Source organism: Nocardioides bizhenqiangii (assembly GCF_034661235.1).
Lineage (GTDB): Bacteria > Actinomycetota > Actinomycetes > Propionibacteriales > Nocardioidaceae > Nocardioides > Nocardioides bizhenqiangii.
This window is the reverse complement of record NZ_CP141059.1, coordinates 2,596,185-2,610,537: the sequence shown is the minus strand read 5'-3', so window position 1 is coordinate 2,610,537 and position 14,353 is coordinate 2,596,185. Positions and strand designations below refer to the sequence as shown.

Here is a 14,353-nt window from a genome sequence, read left to right as displayed (position 1 = left end):
GTTGCAGAATAGAACCCGTTCTACTTCCCGCGCTGATGGGAGCGACGGATGGACCGATTGTCAGGACTCGACGCGAGCTTCCTGTACCTCGAGACCCCCGCCCAGCTGATGCACGTCTGCGCGGTGATGGTGCTCGACCAGAGCACCATGCCGACGCCGTACACCTTCGCCGACCTGATGGCGCACATCGACGACAGCGTCCACGACGTGCCGGCGTTCACGCGCAAGATCCGCGGCGTGCCGATGGGCCTGGACCACCCGGTCTGGGTGCGCGACCAGCAGTTCGACATCGAGCGCCACGTGCACCGGCTGGCCGTGCCGAGCCCGGGCGGCTACCGCGAGCTGATGGACCTGTGCGCCCACCTCGCGGCCCTTCCGCTCGACCGGTCGCGGCCGCTCTGGGAGATGTGGGTGATCGAGGGATACCGGCCCGACGGCCCCGACGGTGCTGCCGGCGACGAGAAGGTCGTGGTGTTCTCGAAGATGCACCACGCCACCGTCGACGGCGTCTCCGGCTCGAACCTGATCTCGCACCTGTGCTCGCTGGAGCCGGACGCCCCGCCGCTCGCGCCGGAGGAGAAGCCGAGCCCGACGCGCGACCCCAAACGCCCCGAGCTCCTCGCCCGCGGCGTGATCGGCGTCGCCACCAGGCCGGTCACCCTGTTCAAGGTCATCGGCCCCTCGGCCGAGCTGATCACCAAGAGCATCGGTCGCGCCCGCGAGGGCACCGCCATGGCGGCGCCGTTCTCAGCGCCGCGGACGTCGTTCAACGGCACCATCACCGCCCACCGCACGATCGCCCTCGCCGACGTCGACCTCGACGACATCCGCGAGATCAAGAAGGCGACCGGCAGCACCGTCAACGACGTGGTCCTCACCCTGTGCGGCGGCGCCCTCCGCTCCTACCTCGCCGAGCGCGGCGAGCTCCCCGAGTCGTCGCTGATGGCGACGGTGCCGGTGAGCGTGCGGGAGTCCTCGAAGCGGACCCAGGGCGCCAACAAGGTGTCCGCGCTGTTCACCAAGCTCGGCACCGACATCGACGACCCGTTGGAGCGGCTCGAGATGCTCGCCGAGCGCAACCGCAACGCGAAGGACCACCACAACGCGATCAGCGCGGACGCGCTCCAGGACTGGGCGGAGTTCGCCGCCCCGCGGACGTTCGGGCTGGCGGTGCGCACCTACGCCAACCTGCGTCTCGCCGAGAAGCACCCGGTGGTCCACAACCTGGTGATCTCCAACGTGCCGGGGCCACCGGTGCCGCTGTACTTCATGGGTGCGCGGATCGAGGCGCTCTACCCGCTGGGGCCGGTCTTCCACGGCGCCGGCCTCAACATCACGGTGATGTCGAACGCCGGGATGGTGCACGTCGGCGCCATCGCCTGCCGGGAGTCCGTGCCCGACGGCGACGCCCTCGTGCAGCACTTCCCCGGCGAGCTCGAGCGGCTCCGCACGGCCGTGGCCAAGCGCTGAGTCAGGCGCTCCGGCTGCGCCGCTGGAAGTCCCGGCGGCGGGCGTTGACGGTGAGCGTGGCTTCGATCAGGGCGGGCACGAACCGCTCGGCGCTCAGCACGCAGGCGGCGTGGCCCGCCTGCACCTCGTGCATCGTCGCGCCCGGGATCGAGCGGGCCAGGCGGACCTGACGCTCGGCACGGACCACCTTGTCCCTGGTGGTGACGACGACGGCGGTCGGTACGTCGATCCGGCCGATCCAGGGTCGCGAGTGGTGCCGTCCGAGGGCCGCCAACGCCTGACCGACCGCCCACGGGCTGGTGGACCGGAACTCACGCAGCGCCCACTTGTGCATGTCGGTGGGATCGAGGTCGAGCCGGTCGGACGCGGCGCGGGCGGCGGCGATCGCCGTACGGCTGCGGGAGATGCTCCGCGTCGCCAGCATGCCGGCGCCCATCCCGGCGAAGAACGCCCGTTCGGCAGGAGTGAGCTGGAACCGGTCGGTCGTCGCGCACAGCACCAGCCCGTCGACCTTGTCGGGATGCTGCCGCCAGACGCGCTGGGCGACGATCGACCCCATCGAGTAGCCCGCCACGATGACGTCCTCGAGGCCGAGGAGGTCGATCAGCGCGGCGACGTCGTCGGCGCACTCGGCCAGTGAGAAGTCGTCGGTGACGATGCCGCGGCCGTGCCCACGCTGGTCCATCGTCACGACCCGGAACCGCTCCGACAGCGGCCGGATGACGGGGAACCAGCTCAGCAGGCCGGTGCACCCCAGGGCGTGCAGCAGCACGACCGTCGGCGACCGGGCGTCGGGTCCCGGCGAGTCAGTGACGTACGTCGATCCGCCGCGGCCGGGCAGCTCGACCATCCGTCCGGCGGGGATCGGGGCCCACGGCAGGTACATGCGGGTGCGGACGACAGCAAGCGGTGTGACCCCCATGCGCGTCACCCTAGAACAGGTTCCACCCGGAGTGGGTCAGGCGTCCCGCTCGGCGGCCCGGGCCCGGGCGAGCTCGACGGCGTGCCGGAACGCCCGCAGGACGTACGGCGGGACGTCCATGCCCTGGTCCTGCGCCCAGAGCAGCTCGCGCTCGACCCGCACGGCCTGCGCCGCGAACGCGGCGTCCTCGCTGATGCCGAGCGTCAGCATCACCTCACCGAGGTCCGCGCGCTGCTCGTCCGTGTTGGCGCCCACCGGCCCGAAGGAGACCGAGCGCATCCGACGCACCAACCACCGCTGCCAGCGGGCCAGCTGGTCCCACAGGCCACGCGCCGAGAGCTGGTAGAACACGAAGTGGCCGGGCTCCTGGCGCTTGATCGGCCCGATGATCGTCTCCGCGACCGCCCGCTCGCCCATCGCGGCGGTCCCGTTGTGCAGGAGGTTGTAGGCGAGGACCGCGGACCGCTCGGTCGACATGCCGGTCAGGTAGTAGAGCATCCGGCAGACGTCCTGGAACGCCGGGAGGTGGGCGAGGGCGCCGAGCAGCCGGAGCTTGGCGCTCACCGAGTCGGTGTCGGCCACCGCCGGCGCCCGTCCGAGCTCGACCTGGAGCCGGTCGAGGATCCGTCCGTGCTGGATCTCCTGCGGCTGCCACACGTCGGCGTAGAAGTAGCGGTCGATCTCCGGCGGGTGCGGGAGCATCGTGGTCAGCTCCAGGACGTTGCGGTCCACCTCGAGCTCGACCCGCGCCATGTAGTCGAGGACGTGCCCGTAGCGGCCGTCGAAGGCGACCGGGTCGTGGACGGTGAAGTCGACGTCCTCGATGCGCAGTGGCGGGTGCTCGTCGGCGAGGCGGTCGACATGAGCGGTGAGGCGACGCTCGAGGGCGGACGGCACGCCGTCATTGTTACCAGCCGCACATGCATCGCGAAGTAGAACACGTTACAGTTCTGCCTGTGGAAGCTGAGGAGATCAGTGCGGTACGCGCGGTCGTCACCGAGGTGTTGGACCGCTCCGGCGACTGGGCTGCCTGGCAGGCGGCCGGACTGACCGCGCTCCCGCTTCCGGAGGAGTACGGCGGCGACGGGCTCGGTCTCGAGGCCGTCGCGGTGCTGCTGCGCGAGTCCGGCCGGCGCGCCCAGCGGGTGCCGGCGTGGGAGACGATCTGCTGCTCCGCCCTCACCCTCGCCGCCCACGGCACGGAGGCCCAGCGCAAGGAGCACCTCGCGGCGATCGCCGAGGGGACCGTGCTGACGCCCGCGCTGAGGGACGCGCCGGGGGCGGCCACGACGTACGCGAACGGGCGCGTGACCGGACGCAAGGCAACGGTCACCTATGCCGACACGGCCGCGACGCTGCTGGTCGTCGCCCGCGACGGCGACTCCGACATGGTCACCCTCGTTGGCCCGCAGGGTCCTGGTGTCACCCTGCTGCCCGCCAGCTCGTCGGCCGGCACGCCCACCTTCAGCGTGGTGCTTGACGACGCACCGGCCGAGGCGCTCGACGGGGACGCCGCGGCGTACCTCCGCGCGGTGGCGGCGGCGGGTCTGACGGTGACCGCCGCCGGGGTGCTTGCCGGCGCCCGCGACCTGACCGCCGACTACGTGAAGGGCAGGGAGCAGTTCGGTCGCGCCCTGGCCGAGTTCCAGGCGGTCTCACTGCAGATGGCCGACGTCTACATCGCGAGCCGCACCCTCGACCTGGCCGCGGACAACGCCGTGTGGCGCGTCGCCAACGGCCTGCCGGCCGCCGACGACCTCGCCGTCGCGGCCTACTGGGTGAGCCGGGTCGCACCCGCCGCGTTCCGCACCTGTCACCACCTGCACGGCGGCATGGGCGTCGACGTCACCTACCCGCTGATCGGCTACTCGAGCTGGGGCACCGACCTGGCCCACGTGCTCGACACCCTGCCCGGCCAGGTGCCGGTCGAGGACCCGACGGCCAAGAACCTCGAGCTGACCGACGACCAGCGCGCCCTCAAGGCAGAGCTGCGCGAGTGGTTCGCCGGCCTGTCGGAGGAGTTCGGCCACCCGTCCGACCCCGGCGCGGTCGAGGGCGCCTGGGACCGTCACGGACCGTCGTACGAGCGGCTGATCAAGCGGATGGGCGCAGACGGCTGGATGGGTGTCGGCTGGCCCAAGGAGTACGGCGGGCACGGCCTCGGCGAGATCGAGCAGACGATCTTCGCCAACGAGGCGCAGTACCACGACGTGCACCTGCCGGCCGTCACCCTGCAGACCGTCGGTCCGACGCTGATCCGCTACGGCACCGAGAAGCAGAAGCAGATGTTCCTGCCGCGGATCCTCGCCGGCGACGTCCACTTCGCGATCGGCTACAGCGAGCCGGACGCGGGCACCGACCTGGCGTCGTTGCGCACGACGGCCCGGCTCGACCCCACCACGGACTGCTACGTCGTCAACGGCCAGAAGATGTGGACCACCGGCGGCCACCAGGCCGACTACCTGTGGCTGGCGGTGCGCACCGACCCGGACGCGCCCAAGCACAAGGGCATCTCGATCCTCATCGTCGACACCAAGGACCCCGGCTACAGCTGGACCCCGATCGTCACCGCCGACGGGTCGCACCACGTCAACGCGACGTACTTCAACGACGTGCGCGTCCCGGTGGACATGCTGGTCGGCGAGGAGAACCAGGGCTGGAAGCTGATCACGACCCAGCTCAACCACGAGCGGGTGATGCTCGGCCCGGCCGGCCGGATCGAAGGCCTGCGCGACCGGGTGATCCGCTGGGCCGACGCAGCAGGGGTCCGGGACGAGCCGGACCTGGTCGCGCTGCTCGGCGAGGCCACGGCGGTCTTCCGGGTCAACGAGCTGCTCAACTGGGCGGTCGCGCGCGCCGCGGCGTCCGGAGAGGTCGGCGTCGCCGACGCATCCGCCTCCAAGGTGTTCGCCTCCGACCACGTGCAGCACCTGATCGCCGACCTGATCGCCGCCGTCCACCGGCACGGCGACGCCGCGGAACCGGAGACCAAGGAGCTCCTCGACTACCTGGACTCGCAGGCCAAGCGCAACCTGGTGCTGACCTTCGGCGGTGGCGTGCAGGAGGTGCAGCGCGAGCTGATCGCGATGTTCGGGCTCGGCCTGCCGAGGGTGCCGAGATGAGCCAACCTGCGGGAGACGAGCGCCATGAGCGGATCATGACGGAGGCCGATCGGATCAAGGCGCTCGGCGAGGCGTCGGAGTCCATCGCGCCGTACCCCGTCAACCAGCCGACGATCGGCGCCTGGCTGGACGCGATGGGCTACGACAACGAGCGGTTCCGGTCGGGCGAGGCCCCGCCGTCGATGGCACAGGTGTGGACCATGCCCGGCCTCGGTCGGCGCCGGCCCGACGACGATCCGCTGAGCCGGATGATGGAGGTCCTCACCGGCGAGGGCTTCACCGCCGTGCTCGGCACCAACTGCGAGCAGACCTACGAGCGCTATCTCAAGGTGGGTGAGGAGCTGCGGGTGACGACCGCGCTCGACTCGGTGGTGGGCCCCAAGAACACCGCCATGGGTCTCGGCTACTTCGTGACCTCCCGCAACACCTGGTACTCCGGCGAGGAGAAGGTGGCGAGCATGCTGTTCCGGGTGCTGAAGTTCGTCCCCAAGGACTCGTCGTGATCCGGCCGATGGTCAACCGCGACAGCGCGTACTTCTGGGAGGGCACGCAGAAGGGCGAGCTGCGGATCCAGAGCTGCAACGCGTGCGGCGTGCTCCGGCACCCACCGGGTCCCGCCTGCCCCCGGTGCGGTGCCCTCGACCGAGGCTACGTCGTCGCGTCCGGGCTCGGCACCGTCTTCTCCTATGTCGTGCACCGGCACCCGCCGATACCCGGCAAGGAGCTGCCGATCGTGATCGCGCTGATCGACCTCGACGAGGGCGTGCGGATGGTCGGCGAGGTCGCCGACGTGGCGGACGACGAGATCGAGATCGGGATCCGGCTGCGGGTCGACTTCAACCGGGTCGACGACGACCTGACGCTGCCTGTCTGGAACCGCGCCGTCGAGGAGACCCGATGAGGAAGCTCGAGCCCGGCCAGGTCATCCCCGAGTGGAGCCTGCCGATGACCCCGACCACGATCGTCAGCACCGCGATCGCCACCCGTGACTGGCAGGACGTCCACCACGACCGTGACGTCGCCCAGGCTGCCGGGTCGAAGGACATCTTCATGAACATCCTGACCACCAACGGGTTGGTCGAGAAGTTCGTCGTCGACTGGGTCGGCCATGACTGCGAGCTCAAGGGCATCGCCATCCGGCTCGGCGCGCCCGCCCATCCCTACGACACCCTGACCTTCAGCGGGGAGGTCGTGGCGGTGGAGGACGGCGTCGCGGTCCTCGACGTCGTGGGGCGGGTCTCCCTCGGCGACCACGTGACCGGCACCGTCCGGGTGGCCCAAGGGGTGACCCGGTGAGCCTCTCCGGCAAGGCCGCCATCGCCGGTGTCGGGGCGACCGAGTTCTCCAAGGAGTCCGGCCGCTCCGAGCTGCAGCTCTCGGTCGAGGCCGTGCAGCACGCCCTCGCCGACTGCGGCCTGACCGTCGCCGACGTCGACGGGCTGACCACCTTCACGATGGACACCTCCTCGGAGATCGCCCTCGCCCGCGAGCTCGGCATCGAAGAGCTGCGGTTCTTCAGCCGGATCAACTACGGCGGTGGCGCAGCCTGCGCCACGGTCCAGCAGGCCGCGATGGCGGTCGCGACCGGCGTCGCCGACGTGGTGGTGGCCTACCGCGGGTTCAACGAGCGGTCGGAGTCACGGTTCGGGCAGGTCTCGGTCGCCGCGGCGACACAGGTCAACACCAACGGGCTCGACAACGCGTGGACCTATCCCATGGGTCTCGGCACGCCGGCCGCCACCGTCGCGATGCAGGCCCGCCGCTACCTGCACGAGTACGGCGCCACCTCGGAGGACTTCGGGAGGGTCGCGGTCGCCGATCGCCGGCACGCGGCGACCAACCCCAACGCGTTCTTCTACGGCAAGCCGATCACGCTCGAGGACCACCAGGCGTCGCGGATGATCGTGGACCCCCTGCACCTGCTCGACTGCTGCCAGGAGAGCGACGGCGCCGTGGCGCTGGTGATCACGTCTGCGGAGCGGGCGCGGGACCTGGCCCAGCCGGCGGCGTACGTCGCGGCGGCAGCGCAGGGGAGCGGCCGCGACCAGTTCGTGATGACGTCGTACTACCGAGACGACATCGGGATCCCCGAGATGGGCGTCGTCGGCCGCGAGCTCTGGCGGCAGTCCGGGCTGACGCCGGACGACATCCCGATGGCGGTGCTCTACGACCACTTCACGCCGTACGTCCTCATGCAGCTCGAGGAGCTCGGCTTCTGCGGCCGCGGGGAGGCGCCGGACTTCGTGAAGGACGGAGCGATCGAGGTGGGCGGCCGCCTCCCGCTCAACACCCACGGCGGCCAGCTCGGCGAGGCCTACATCCACGGCATGAACGGCATCGCCGAGGGCGTCCGCCAGATCCGCGGCACCTCGGTCAACCCGGTCGACGACGCCCATCATGTGCTCGTCACCGCCGGCACGGGTGTGCCGACCAGTGGGCTGATCCTCGCCGCGTCCTAGTGGCGCACTGGTTGCGCCTGCCGCCACTGCGCGATGATGGCCGCATGGAGCCTCGTGCGGTCGAGGTGAGAGTTGTCGGGCTGGTGCAGGGCGTGTTCTTCCGGGCCCGCTGCGCCGACCAGGCGGCGCGGCTGGGCGTGCGTGGATGGATCCGCAACGAGAACGACGGCTCGGTGCGCGGCCATTTCGAAGGCACGGCGGAAGCCGTGGAGGAGCTCGTCGGCTGGTGCCACACCGGCAGCCCCCGAGCGAGCGTCGACCGGGTCGACGTCCGGGACGTCGACCCGGACGGGGCAGCGGGGTTCTCGACGGACTAGGGGCGCCGGGGAGTCAGCCGTGGCCGCCACCGAGGCACCGCGGCGGCGTAGGCGTCGTACGACGCGCCGTACGTGCGGCGCAGCGTGGGCTCCTCGTAGGCCAGGGTGAACGTGGTGGTGGCGAGCACGAAGACCGCCAACCAGATCCCGACGCCGACGCTGCCGAACAGCACGGCCTGGCCGGCGATCGCCGTGCTCACGCCGAGGTACATCGGGTTCCGGACCCAGCGGTAGAGACCGCCGACCACCAGCTCCTGCGTGGGCGCGGTGGGTGCCGGTGTCCCGCGGCCCTCGAGCGCGAACTGGGCGAACGCGGCGACCACCAGCAGCGTCCCGGCCACGACAACGGTCGCGCCCGTCAGCTGCGCCCACGCCGGGACGTCGCCCTCCCAGCGGGTGATGAGCCACGGCACCAGACCTGCGGTGCTGCCCGGTGCGAGGAAGAAGAAGACGATCGTGCCGAGAGTGGCGCGGACCCGGGTCTGGACCATGGCTCAGGGTACGTCGCGGCGCCCGTAACCTGACCCGGTGAGCAGCGAGCAGCAGGACACCACCGCCTCGGAGCGGAAGACCCTGGTCGACCTCCTCGCCAGCAACCGGGCGGAGATCCTCGAGCTGCTGGACGGCGTCACCGAGGAGGAGGCGCGGCGCCGCCTGGTGCCGTCGCTGACCACGCTGCTCGGCCTCGTGAAGCACGCCGCGTTCGCGGAGCAGGTGTGGTTCCACGTGACCCTGCCGGGTCGCACCCGCGCCGAGGTCGGCGTCCCCGACGACATCGACGACAGCTTCCGGCTGGCGCCCGACGACACGATCGCCTCGATCATCGAGAACTTCCGACGCGTCTGCGCGGAGTCCGACCGGCTGGCCTTCGACCACGACCTCGACGACACCGGCGCGCACCCGCGCCGCGGGCCGGTGAGCCTCCGCTGGATGTATGTGCACATGGTCGAGGAGCTCGCCCGGCACGCCGGGCACGGCGACATCCTGCGCGAGCAGATCATCGCCGCGCGGGACTGAGCCGCCGTGTGGCTCCGATCGGCCGTGGCTATCTCGGCGAAGGCGATGCGTCCTTTCGCCGCCAGTGTCCGGGTCGCTCACCATCAGGACCGGTTACAGGATTGCGCCGCGCGGTGCTAGTTCGATGGTGGCAACGCCGCGCGCGAATATTACGAGTAGCCGATCACCGTGATGGCAACGAAGGACACCGGAGTCGGAAGCCAGCGTTGAGACGACGTGTTCGATCAGCTCGTCTTCATTGGTCGCATCCCGGTCCTGATACGTGACATCGGTGTGGTCACCGCTCGTGAACCGCACACGGAGCACGACGTCTGCCATGGGATGCACGGTAGTCGCGGCGGTGCTCACTTGCCACGCCATGCCACCGATCAGCGATCGCTGTGCCGCCAGGCTTGCTCGCCCGGTCGAGCTGCGGATGGTGCCCTCTGGCAGTCGCGGCAGATGCACTTGCGGCGCGACGAAAGGAGGACGCGAGATGGCTGCACCGGGTTCTGCGCAAGGCCAGCCGTGGACTCGGATCGCAGGTCGATCTCGCGCCCGACGCTGGCCTGCTACTCCTCCGGTAAGGCCCAATCCCTCGAGGAAGTCTCTAATACCAGTGCGACCTCCTCCCCAATCCCGTCATCGGCAGAGATCACGTTTCCGCTGCGCGTTCTTCATGAGTACCGAGGGTTGATCGGGCCAGCGCGTCGGCGCATGCTCGCAGTAGGAGGTTGCGATGAAGCCCTCAAGCATTCCCGACGGCATCCCGGTTCTGTCACGTGGCCGGCATCGAACGCCACGACGCGGCGCGTGCTTCATGGAGCTCGCCTCGGTGCTCGCCGGTGAGCGGTGGAGCGATCACCCCTCCTGTACTCATCCCTTACTCGCGTATCTGGCAAGGCTGGTGAACGATCACACCAGCGACGACGGACGCCAGAAGCTGGCTCCACTGATCCCCTCGGTCGTGTACCGGCGTGGGAACGACCGGACCTGGCTCGCGGTCGCGGTCGCGGTTGCGGCGCAGGTCGTCCTCGATGTCCCCGAGGGAACCCAGCGCGCGCTGGCCGCTGGTCTTCTTCAAGCTGAGCGCTTGTGTGCGGATGCCGGACCCGATCTGGCCGCCACCCGACGGGAGGCTCAGCTCGCACTCGGGATGGTTCCTGGCGCGGCTGCCTGGGTCGATCGACTTGGGGTGCGAAGCCGGATCGACGCAAACACCTTCGCCAAGCGCTGCGCGCCGGCGATGGTCCGATGCGCCGTGGACGGCGTCATCGCGAGCGGCAGCCCCGACTGTGACCGACGGCTGGGGGCGCTGCTCGAGGCCGGCATCGCTGCTTGTCCCGCGCCAGACACGGAGATTGCCGCACCCGCGCTTACCGGTGCGCGCCTGCCATCCCTAACAGGGTGACAGCCGCGCTCCTTCGCCATGCACACTCGCCCTCGGTCGTGCAGCGAGTAGGGATCGCGAGGCGGATTGTGCTACTCGCGATGAGTGCGTCCTATCGCCGCCAGTCGGGCTCCGCACGACGCTCCCTGGTCCGGCCGAACCGGAACCGGAAGTCAGTTGGCTCGAGCGGTTCGCCATTGACTCGATAGCGTGCAACGCATGCCCATCAAGCTCGAGAACGTCGGGATCGCCGTCCGCGACCTTGAAGCGACGATTGCCTTCTTCACCGACCTCGGACTCACCGTCCTCGGCCGTGACACGGTCAGTGGAGAGTGGACCGACACGGCCGTCGGCCTCGACGGCAACCACGCCAAGATCGCCATGCTCCAGACACCAGACGGCAACGGTCGTCTCGAGCTCTTCGAGTACATCCACCCCGATGCGATCGAGACCGAGCCCAGCCGTCCTAACGAGATCGGCATGCACCGCGTGGCTTTCTCCGTCGACGACATCGACGAGGCCCTCGAAGTCGCCGCGAGGCACGGCTGCCACCCGCTGCGCGGCGTGGCGACCTACGGGGACGTGTACAAGCTCACCTACGTGCGCGGCCCCAGCGGCATCCTCGTCATGCTTGCCCAGGAGGTGAGGTAGAGCTGACCCCGGGTCAGTCCTCGTGTACGCCCGGGCGGCCAGGGCGGACACATGAGCGGTGTGGGAAGGATGCGTGGGTCACTCCGCGGCGTGCGCGCTGACCAACCGAGGTCGCAGGGTCGAGTCGCCCTGCCGCGTCGCCGCAAGTGCAGTAACCCCAGATCGAGAACAACTCGGCCGAGCAGTCTGCGGATCGTTGGTGGCATCCGCTGGTCAGCCCGGCGCTGGAGCTACTGTCGGCGCATGAACGTCGCGAGGGAGCCCGTGGCCTTCGAGGTGTACGAAGCCGGTGTCTACCTGCACGGCACCAAGGTGGATCTCGCTGCCGGCGACATGCTGGTGCCCGGCCGCGAGTCGAACTTCGAGGAGGGCCGCGTGATGAACTACGTCTACTTCACCGCGACCCTCGACGCCGCGACCTGGGGCGCCGAGCTCGCAGCGGGTGCGGGCCGCGGGCGTATCTACATCGTCGAGCCCACAGGCGAGTTCGAGGACGACCCCAACGTCACCGACAAGAGGTTCCCCGGGAACCCGACGCAGTCCTTCCGCACCCGCGAGCCGCTGCGTGTCGTCGGCGAGCTCGTCGGCTGGGTCAGTCACTCCGCGGAGAAGCTGCAAGCCATGCGAGACGGACTTGATGCGTTGAGGCGGCAGGGCGCAGCGCAGATCGAGGACTGATCGTGAGTCAGCGCTGCGGGCGGAGCAGGAACTTCTCCCCGGTGGCCTGGCGCGCGTATCGGTGCAACGTCTCCACGTCCAAAGCCTCGCGCAACGAGATCTGATCGGTGTAGTGACTAGCGAACGTCGTGGTGAGCTCGGCGGCGACCCGCTGCCGCAACCGGACCAGGTCCTCGCCGCTGGTCCGCGCGAGGAACGGCGTCAGCAGCCAGCCGCCAACACCCCAGGCGAAGCCGAACCGGCGGCGTAGTTCGATGGGCCGCGGGTCCAAGGCGCCGTACACATAGACCTGTTTGTGCACGTCGCTGCCGTAGCGGCTGTATGGCGCGTCGGGCGCCACGATGGCCGCCTCCATTGCGTTGAGGATCTGGCCAGCCAACGTCCCGCCGCCGACCGCGTCGAACGCCAGGGTCGCCTTGGTGTTCTTGAGCGCCGTGACCAGATCGACCTCGAAAGTCGACTCGCTGGAGTCGCATACATGCACGGCCCCCTGCTCCCGCAGCAGCCGGGCCTGCTCGGGACGCCGGACGATGTTGACCAGGGGTACGCCGTCGGCCAGGCAGATCCGGTTGAGCATCTGCCCGAGGTTGGACGCGGCCGCGGTGTGCACCAGCCCGGTGTGCCCCTCGTTGCGCATGGTCTCGACCATCCCCAGGGCGGTCAGTGGGTTCACGAACGACGATGCTCCGTCAACCGCGTTGGCGCCCTCGGGCAGCTGCAGGCACATCCGCGGCGAGGCCAGGCAGTACTCGCCGTACGTCGCGCCGCCGATGAACCCCACCTTGTGGCCGAGCAGCGCTTCTGCCTCCGGCGACGCCCCCGCCGCGACTACGACACCGGCCCCCTCATTGCCCACGGTCATGGCCTCGCCGACCCTCGCCGCCAAAGAGCGCATGACCGGCTCCGGGATCGGTGCCGTCACGGTCGGGTCGTCCAACGATCCGCCCGCAACCGCCTGAGAGACGTCGGCCATCGCCAGCAGCAGTCCCAAGTCGGAGGGATTGACCGGCGCCGTCTCAACCCGAACCAACACCTCCCGCTCCCCCGGCGGCGGTGTGTCCACGGCCTCCACCGACAGCCGGAGCTCGCGCTCCGGTGTGACCAGGCTCCGGAGCTGGCGCATGGTGGCCGGTATCTCGGTCATGGCGGTTCCTTCGCTGGAGACGGACTCGTCGGCAGCCTATTCCGCGACACTCGCGCAGCCCGACGGAGACAGCGTGCGCCTTTGACCGCGGCACTTCGAGGCGAGCACCAACACCACCGAGTCGGGGTGCGTGTTTCCGCGGGTCAGCGCGGCGGCATGCGCACGGACATCCCGAGTCGCGCGGGGTGCTTGGATGACGTTCGTCCTTCCGAGAGCGGGGCCCGGTCGCTGCCTCACTGATCGTGAGAGGCCCGGGCCGGGTCAGTCTCCTTGCCGGGGCAATCTGGGTTGGGACAGAAATCAACGGCCAGGACTTCGCCCATCTCGCCGTGATCGATGTCGTCCTCACCTGCAGGGTTGAAACCTTGGGTCGCGGTCTGCAGTTCGGTTTGGCAGTGCGGGCACCTCTTCGGCCAACCCCGCTCCTCGACTCTCGGCTCCTGCTCGCTCATCAACCGCACGCTACCCCCGGACCCGAACGTCTGACCACGGCCAAGCATCTCGGCGAGAACACCACCACCATCGATGTCACCGCCTCCGCTGACAAGGGTGCGGTCAGTCCTTCGGGTGGAGTGCGTCCTTGCGCCGCGAGGCGCCAGCGCCAAGTAGCCGCATCGGGGTCGCTCACTTCTCGGCCTCGGGTGGTGGCAAACTCCCTGGACAGACTTCGGCGCTCGAGACCTGGAGGATCGGATGGCAGTGATGCGCTACCTGGTGGCCGACGTGGACGCGTCGATCACGTTCTACAACCGACTCGGCTTCACCCTCGTGCAACAGTTCGGTCCGGCGATGGCGATCGTGCGGTGCGACGACCTTGACTTGTGGCTCGCCGGCCCGGCGGCGTCCGCAGCACGCCCGATGCCGGACGGCCGGCAACCCGAGCCGGGGGGCTGGAACCGCGTCGTGGTCACCCTCGACGACCTGCGCGGTCGCGTGGAGGAACTGCGGTCCGACGGGGTGTCGTTCCGCAACGAGATCGTCACCGGGCCTGGTGGTCGGCAGATTCTGTGCGAGGACCCGTCCGGCAACGTGGTCGAACTCTTCGAGCCGGCCTCCTGACCGGTCAGGCTCGTCGGGCCGTAGCGCGATGACCATGCCGCCCGGGGGAGCGCGAAGATCTCCGGCTCGCCGTCGATCGCCTCCGGGACATTCGCGAATCGATCTGGCGCACCTGTCGTGAGTCGACGCACCGATTGCCGACTGA

Annotated in this window: 18 protein-coding genes; 12 read left to right on the top strand and 6 right to left on the bottom strand. The window is 69.8% G+C overall.

The annotated features are described in order from the left end of the window. The first annotated feature begins 48 nt into the window (after positions 1–48). Positions 49–1,470, top strand: coding sequence for a WS/DGAT/MGAT family O-acyltransferase (locus tag SHK19_RS12700; RefSeq protein ID WP_322936435.1), 1,422 nt, complete (start codon positions 49–51; stop codon positions 1,468–1,470). 1 nt (position 1,471) lies between these two features. Here SHK19_RS12700 and SHK19_RS12695 read toward each other — a convergent pair whose 3' ends face one another. Together SHK19_RS12695 and SHK19_RS12690 are read right to left on the bottom strand one after the other, a co-directional pair. Next, positions 1,472–2,392: an alpha/beta fold hydrolase gene (locus tag SHK19_RS12695; protein WP_322936434.1), complete on the bottom strand. Its 921-nt coding sequence runs from the start codon at positions 2,390–2,392 to the stop codon at positions 1,472–1,474. A 36-nt stretch (positions 2,393–2,428) separates the two neighbouring features. Further along, on the bottom strand, positions 2,429–3,289 hold the full coding sequence (locus SHK19_RS12690) for a GTP-binding protein LepA (RefSeq protein ID WP_322936433.1): 861 nt from the start codon (positions 3,287–3,289) through the stop codon (positions 2,429–2,431). Positions 3,290–3,348: 59 nt separating this feature from the next. Between SHK19_RS12690 and SHK19_RS12685 the strand changes: the two genes are divergently transcribed. From SHK19_RS12685 to SHK19_RS12660, 6 genes are read left to right on the top strand one after another with little or no spacing between them, the layout of a single operon-like run. After that, entirely contained in the window at positions 3,349–5,514 is a 2,166-nt protein-coding gene (locus SHK19_RS12685) for an acyl-CoA dehydrogenase (RefSeq protein ID WP_322936432.1), read from the top strand. Then, positions 5,511–6,017 carry an FAS1-like dehydratase domain-containing protein gene (locus SHK19_RS12680; RefSeq protein ID WP_322936431.1) on the top strand — a complete coding sequence of 169 codons (507 nt, stop codon included), beginning with the start codon at positions 5,511–5,513 and terminating at the stop codon, positions 6,015–6,017. The genes SHK19_RS12685 and SHK19_RS12680 overlap by 4 nt, the downstream gene beginning before the upstream one ends. Then, complete coding sequence (locus tag SHK19_RS12675) at positions 6,014–6,415, top strand: Zn-ribbon domain-containing OB-fold protein (RefSeq protein WP_322936430.1); 402 nt, start codon at positions 6,014–6,016, stop codon at positions 6,413–6,415. The genes SHK19_RS12680 and SHK19_RS12675 overlap by 4 nt, the downstream gene beginning before the upstream one ends. Beyond that, complete coding sequence (locus SHK19_RS12670) at positions 6,412–6,810, top strand: MaoC family dehydratase (protein WP_322936429.1); 399 nt, start codon at positions 6,412–6,414, stop codon at positions 6,808–6,810. Before SHK19_RS12675 ends, SHK19_RS12670 begins: the two co-directional genes overlap by 4 nt. Then, positions 6,807–7,973: a lipid-transfer protein gene (locus SHK19_RS12665; protein WP_322936428.1), complete on the top strand. Its 1,167-nt coding sequence runs from the start codon at positions 6,807–6,809 to the stop codon at positions 7,971–7,973. The genes SHK19_RS12670 and SHK19_RS12665 overlap by 4 nt, the downstream gene beginning before the upstream one ends. A gap of 44 nt (positions 7,974–8,017) precedes the next feature. Continuing rightward, positions 8,018–8,290 carry an acylphosphatase gene (locus tag SHK19_RS12660; protein ID WP_322455322.1) on the top strand — a complete coding sequence of 91 codons (273 nt, stop codon included), beginning with the start codon at positions 8,018–8,020 and terminating at the stop codon, positions 8,288–8,290. Here SHK19_RS12660 and SHK19_RS12655 read toward each other — a convergent pair. Further along, positions 8,287–8,781 (bottom strand): methyltransferase family protein, encoded by a 495-nt coding sequence (locus SHK19_RS12655; protein WP_322455321.1) that lies wholly within the window; start codon positions 8,779–8,781, stop codon positions 8,287–8,289. The two genes, SHK19_RS12660 and SHK19_RS12655, sit on opposite strands and share 4 nt — an antisense overlap. Before the next feature lie 37 nt (positions 8,782–8,818). Between SHK19_RS12655 and SHK19_RS12650 the strand changes: the two genes are divergently transcribed. Then, positions 8,819–9,307 (top strand): DinB family protein, encoded by a 489-nt coding sequence (locus tag SHK19_RS12650; RefSeq protein ID WP_322455320.1) that lies wholly within the window; start codon positions 8,819–8,821, stop codon positions 9,305–9,307. A gap of 93 nt (positions 9,308–9,400) precedes the next feature. On the opposite strand, the gene SHK19_RS12645 is transcribed toward SHK19_RS12650, so the two are convergent. Beyond that, the gene (locus SHK19_RS12645) at positions 9,401–9,625 is read right to left on the bottom strand and encodes a hypothetical protein (RefSeq protein WP_149749852.1); all 225 of its coding nucleotides are present in this window, start codon (positions 9,623–9,625) and stop codon (positions 9,401–9,403) included. A 400-nt stretch (positions 9,626–10,025) separates the two neighbouring features. Here SHK19_RS12645 and SHK19_RS12640 point away from each other — a divergent pair, with 400 nt between their 5' ends. The 3 genes from SHK19_RS12640 (at position 10,026) to arr (ending at position 12,005) form a co-directional block, all read left to right on the top strand. Next, entirely contained in the window at positions 10,026–10,697 is a 672-nt protein-coding gene (locus SHK19_RS12640) for a hypothetical protein (protein WP_322936427.1), read from the top strand. A 198-nt stretch (positions 10,698–10,895) separates the two neighbouring features. Further along, on the top strand, positions 10,896–11,327 hold the full coding sequence (locus tag SHK19_RS12635) for a VOC family protein (RefSeq protein ID WP_322936426.1): 432 nt from the start codon (positions 10,896–10,898) through the stop codon (positions 11,325–11,327). A 243-nt stretch (positions 11,328–11,570) separates the two neighbouring features. Next, a complete protein-coding gene (arr, locus tag SHK19_RS12630; RefSeq protein WP_322936425.1) occupies positions 11,571–12,005 on the top strand; it encodes an NAD(+)--rifampin ADP-ribosyltransferase in 435 nt (144 codons plus the stop codon). A 7-nt stretch (positions 12,006–12,012) separates the two neighbouring features. Here the strand turns inward: arr and SHK19_RS12625 are convergent, their stop codons facing one another. Next, on the bottom strand, positions 12,013–13,149 hold the full coding sequence (locus SHK19_RS12625) for a zinc-binding dehydrogenase (protein WP_322936424.1): 1,137 nt from the start codon (positions 13,147–13,149) through the stop codon (positions 12,013–12,015). A 233-nt stretch (positions 13,150–13,382) separates the two neighbouring features. Continuing rightward, on the bottom strand, positions 13,383–13,601 hold the full coding sequence (locus SHK19_RS12620) for a hypothetical protein (RefSeq protein WP_322936423.1): 219 nt from the start codon (positions 13,599–13,601) through the stop codon (positions 13,383–13,385). Positions 13,602–13,842: 241 nt separating this feature from the next. On the opposite strand from SHK19_RS12620, the gene SHK19_RS12615 reads away from it, so the two are divergent. Further along, positions 13,843–14,208 (top strand): VOC family protein, encoded by a 366-nt coding sequence (locus SHK19_RS12615; protein ID WP_322455314.1) that lies wholly within the window; start codon positions 13,843–13,845, stop codon positions 14,206–14,208. Positions 14,209–14,353 lie beyond the last annotated feature (145 nt).

Coding starts and splice junctions, on each gene's coding strand:
- SHK19_RS12700 (WP_322936435.1), top strand. CDS start 49: ATGGACCGATTGTCAGGACTCGACGCGAGCTTCCTGTACCTCGAGACC.
- SHK19_RS12695 (WP_322936434.1), bottom strand. CDS start 2,392: ATGGGGGTCACACCGCTTGCTGTCGTCCGCACCCGCATGTACCTGCCG.
- SHK19_RS12680 (WP_322936431.1), top strand. CDS start 5,511: ATGAGCCAACCTGCGGGAGACGAGCGCCATGAGCGGATCATGACGGAG.
- SHK19_RS12670 (WP_322936429.1), top strand. CDS start 6,412: ATGAGGAAGCTCGAGCCCGGCCAGGTCATCCCCGAGTGGAGCCTGCCG.
- SHK19_RS12660 (WP_322455322.1), top strand. CDS start 8,018: ATGGAGCCTCGTGCGGTCGAGGTGAGAGTTGTCGGGCTGGTGCAGGGC.
- SHK19_RS12655 (WP_322455321.1), bottom strand. CDS start 8,781: ATGGTCCAGACCCGGGTCCGCGCCACTCTCGGCACGATCGTCTTCTTC.
- SHK19_RS12645 (WP_149749852.1), bottom strand. CDS start 9,625: ATGGCAGACGTCGTGCTCCGTGTGCGGTTCACGAGCGGTGACCACACC.
- SHK19_RS12640 (WP_322936427.1), top strand. CDS start 10,026: ATGAAGCCCTCAAGCATTCCCGACGGCATCCCGGTTCTGTCACGTGGC.
- SHK19_RS12635 (WP_322936426.1), top strand. CDS start 10,896: ATGCCCATCAAGCTCGAGAACGTCGGGATCGCCGTCCGCGACCTTGAA.
- arr (WP_322936425.1), top strand. CDS start 11,571: ATGAACGTCGCGAGGGAGCCCGTGGCCTTCGAGGTGTACGAAGCCGGT.
- SHK19_RS12625 (WP_322936424.1), bottom strand. CDS start 13,149: ATGACCGAGATACCGGCCACCATGCGCCAGCTCCGGAGCCTGGTCACA.
- SHK19_RS12620 (WP_322936423.1), bottom strand. CDS start 13,601: ATGAGCGAGCAGGAGCCGAGAGTCGAGGAGCGGGGTTGGCCGAAGAGG.
- SHK19_RS12615 (WP_322455314.1), top strand. CDS start 13,843: ATGGCAGTGATGCGCTACCTGGTGGCCGACGTGGACGCGTCGATCACG.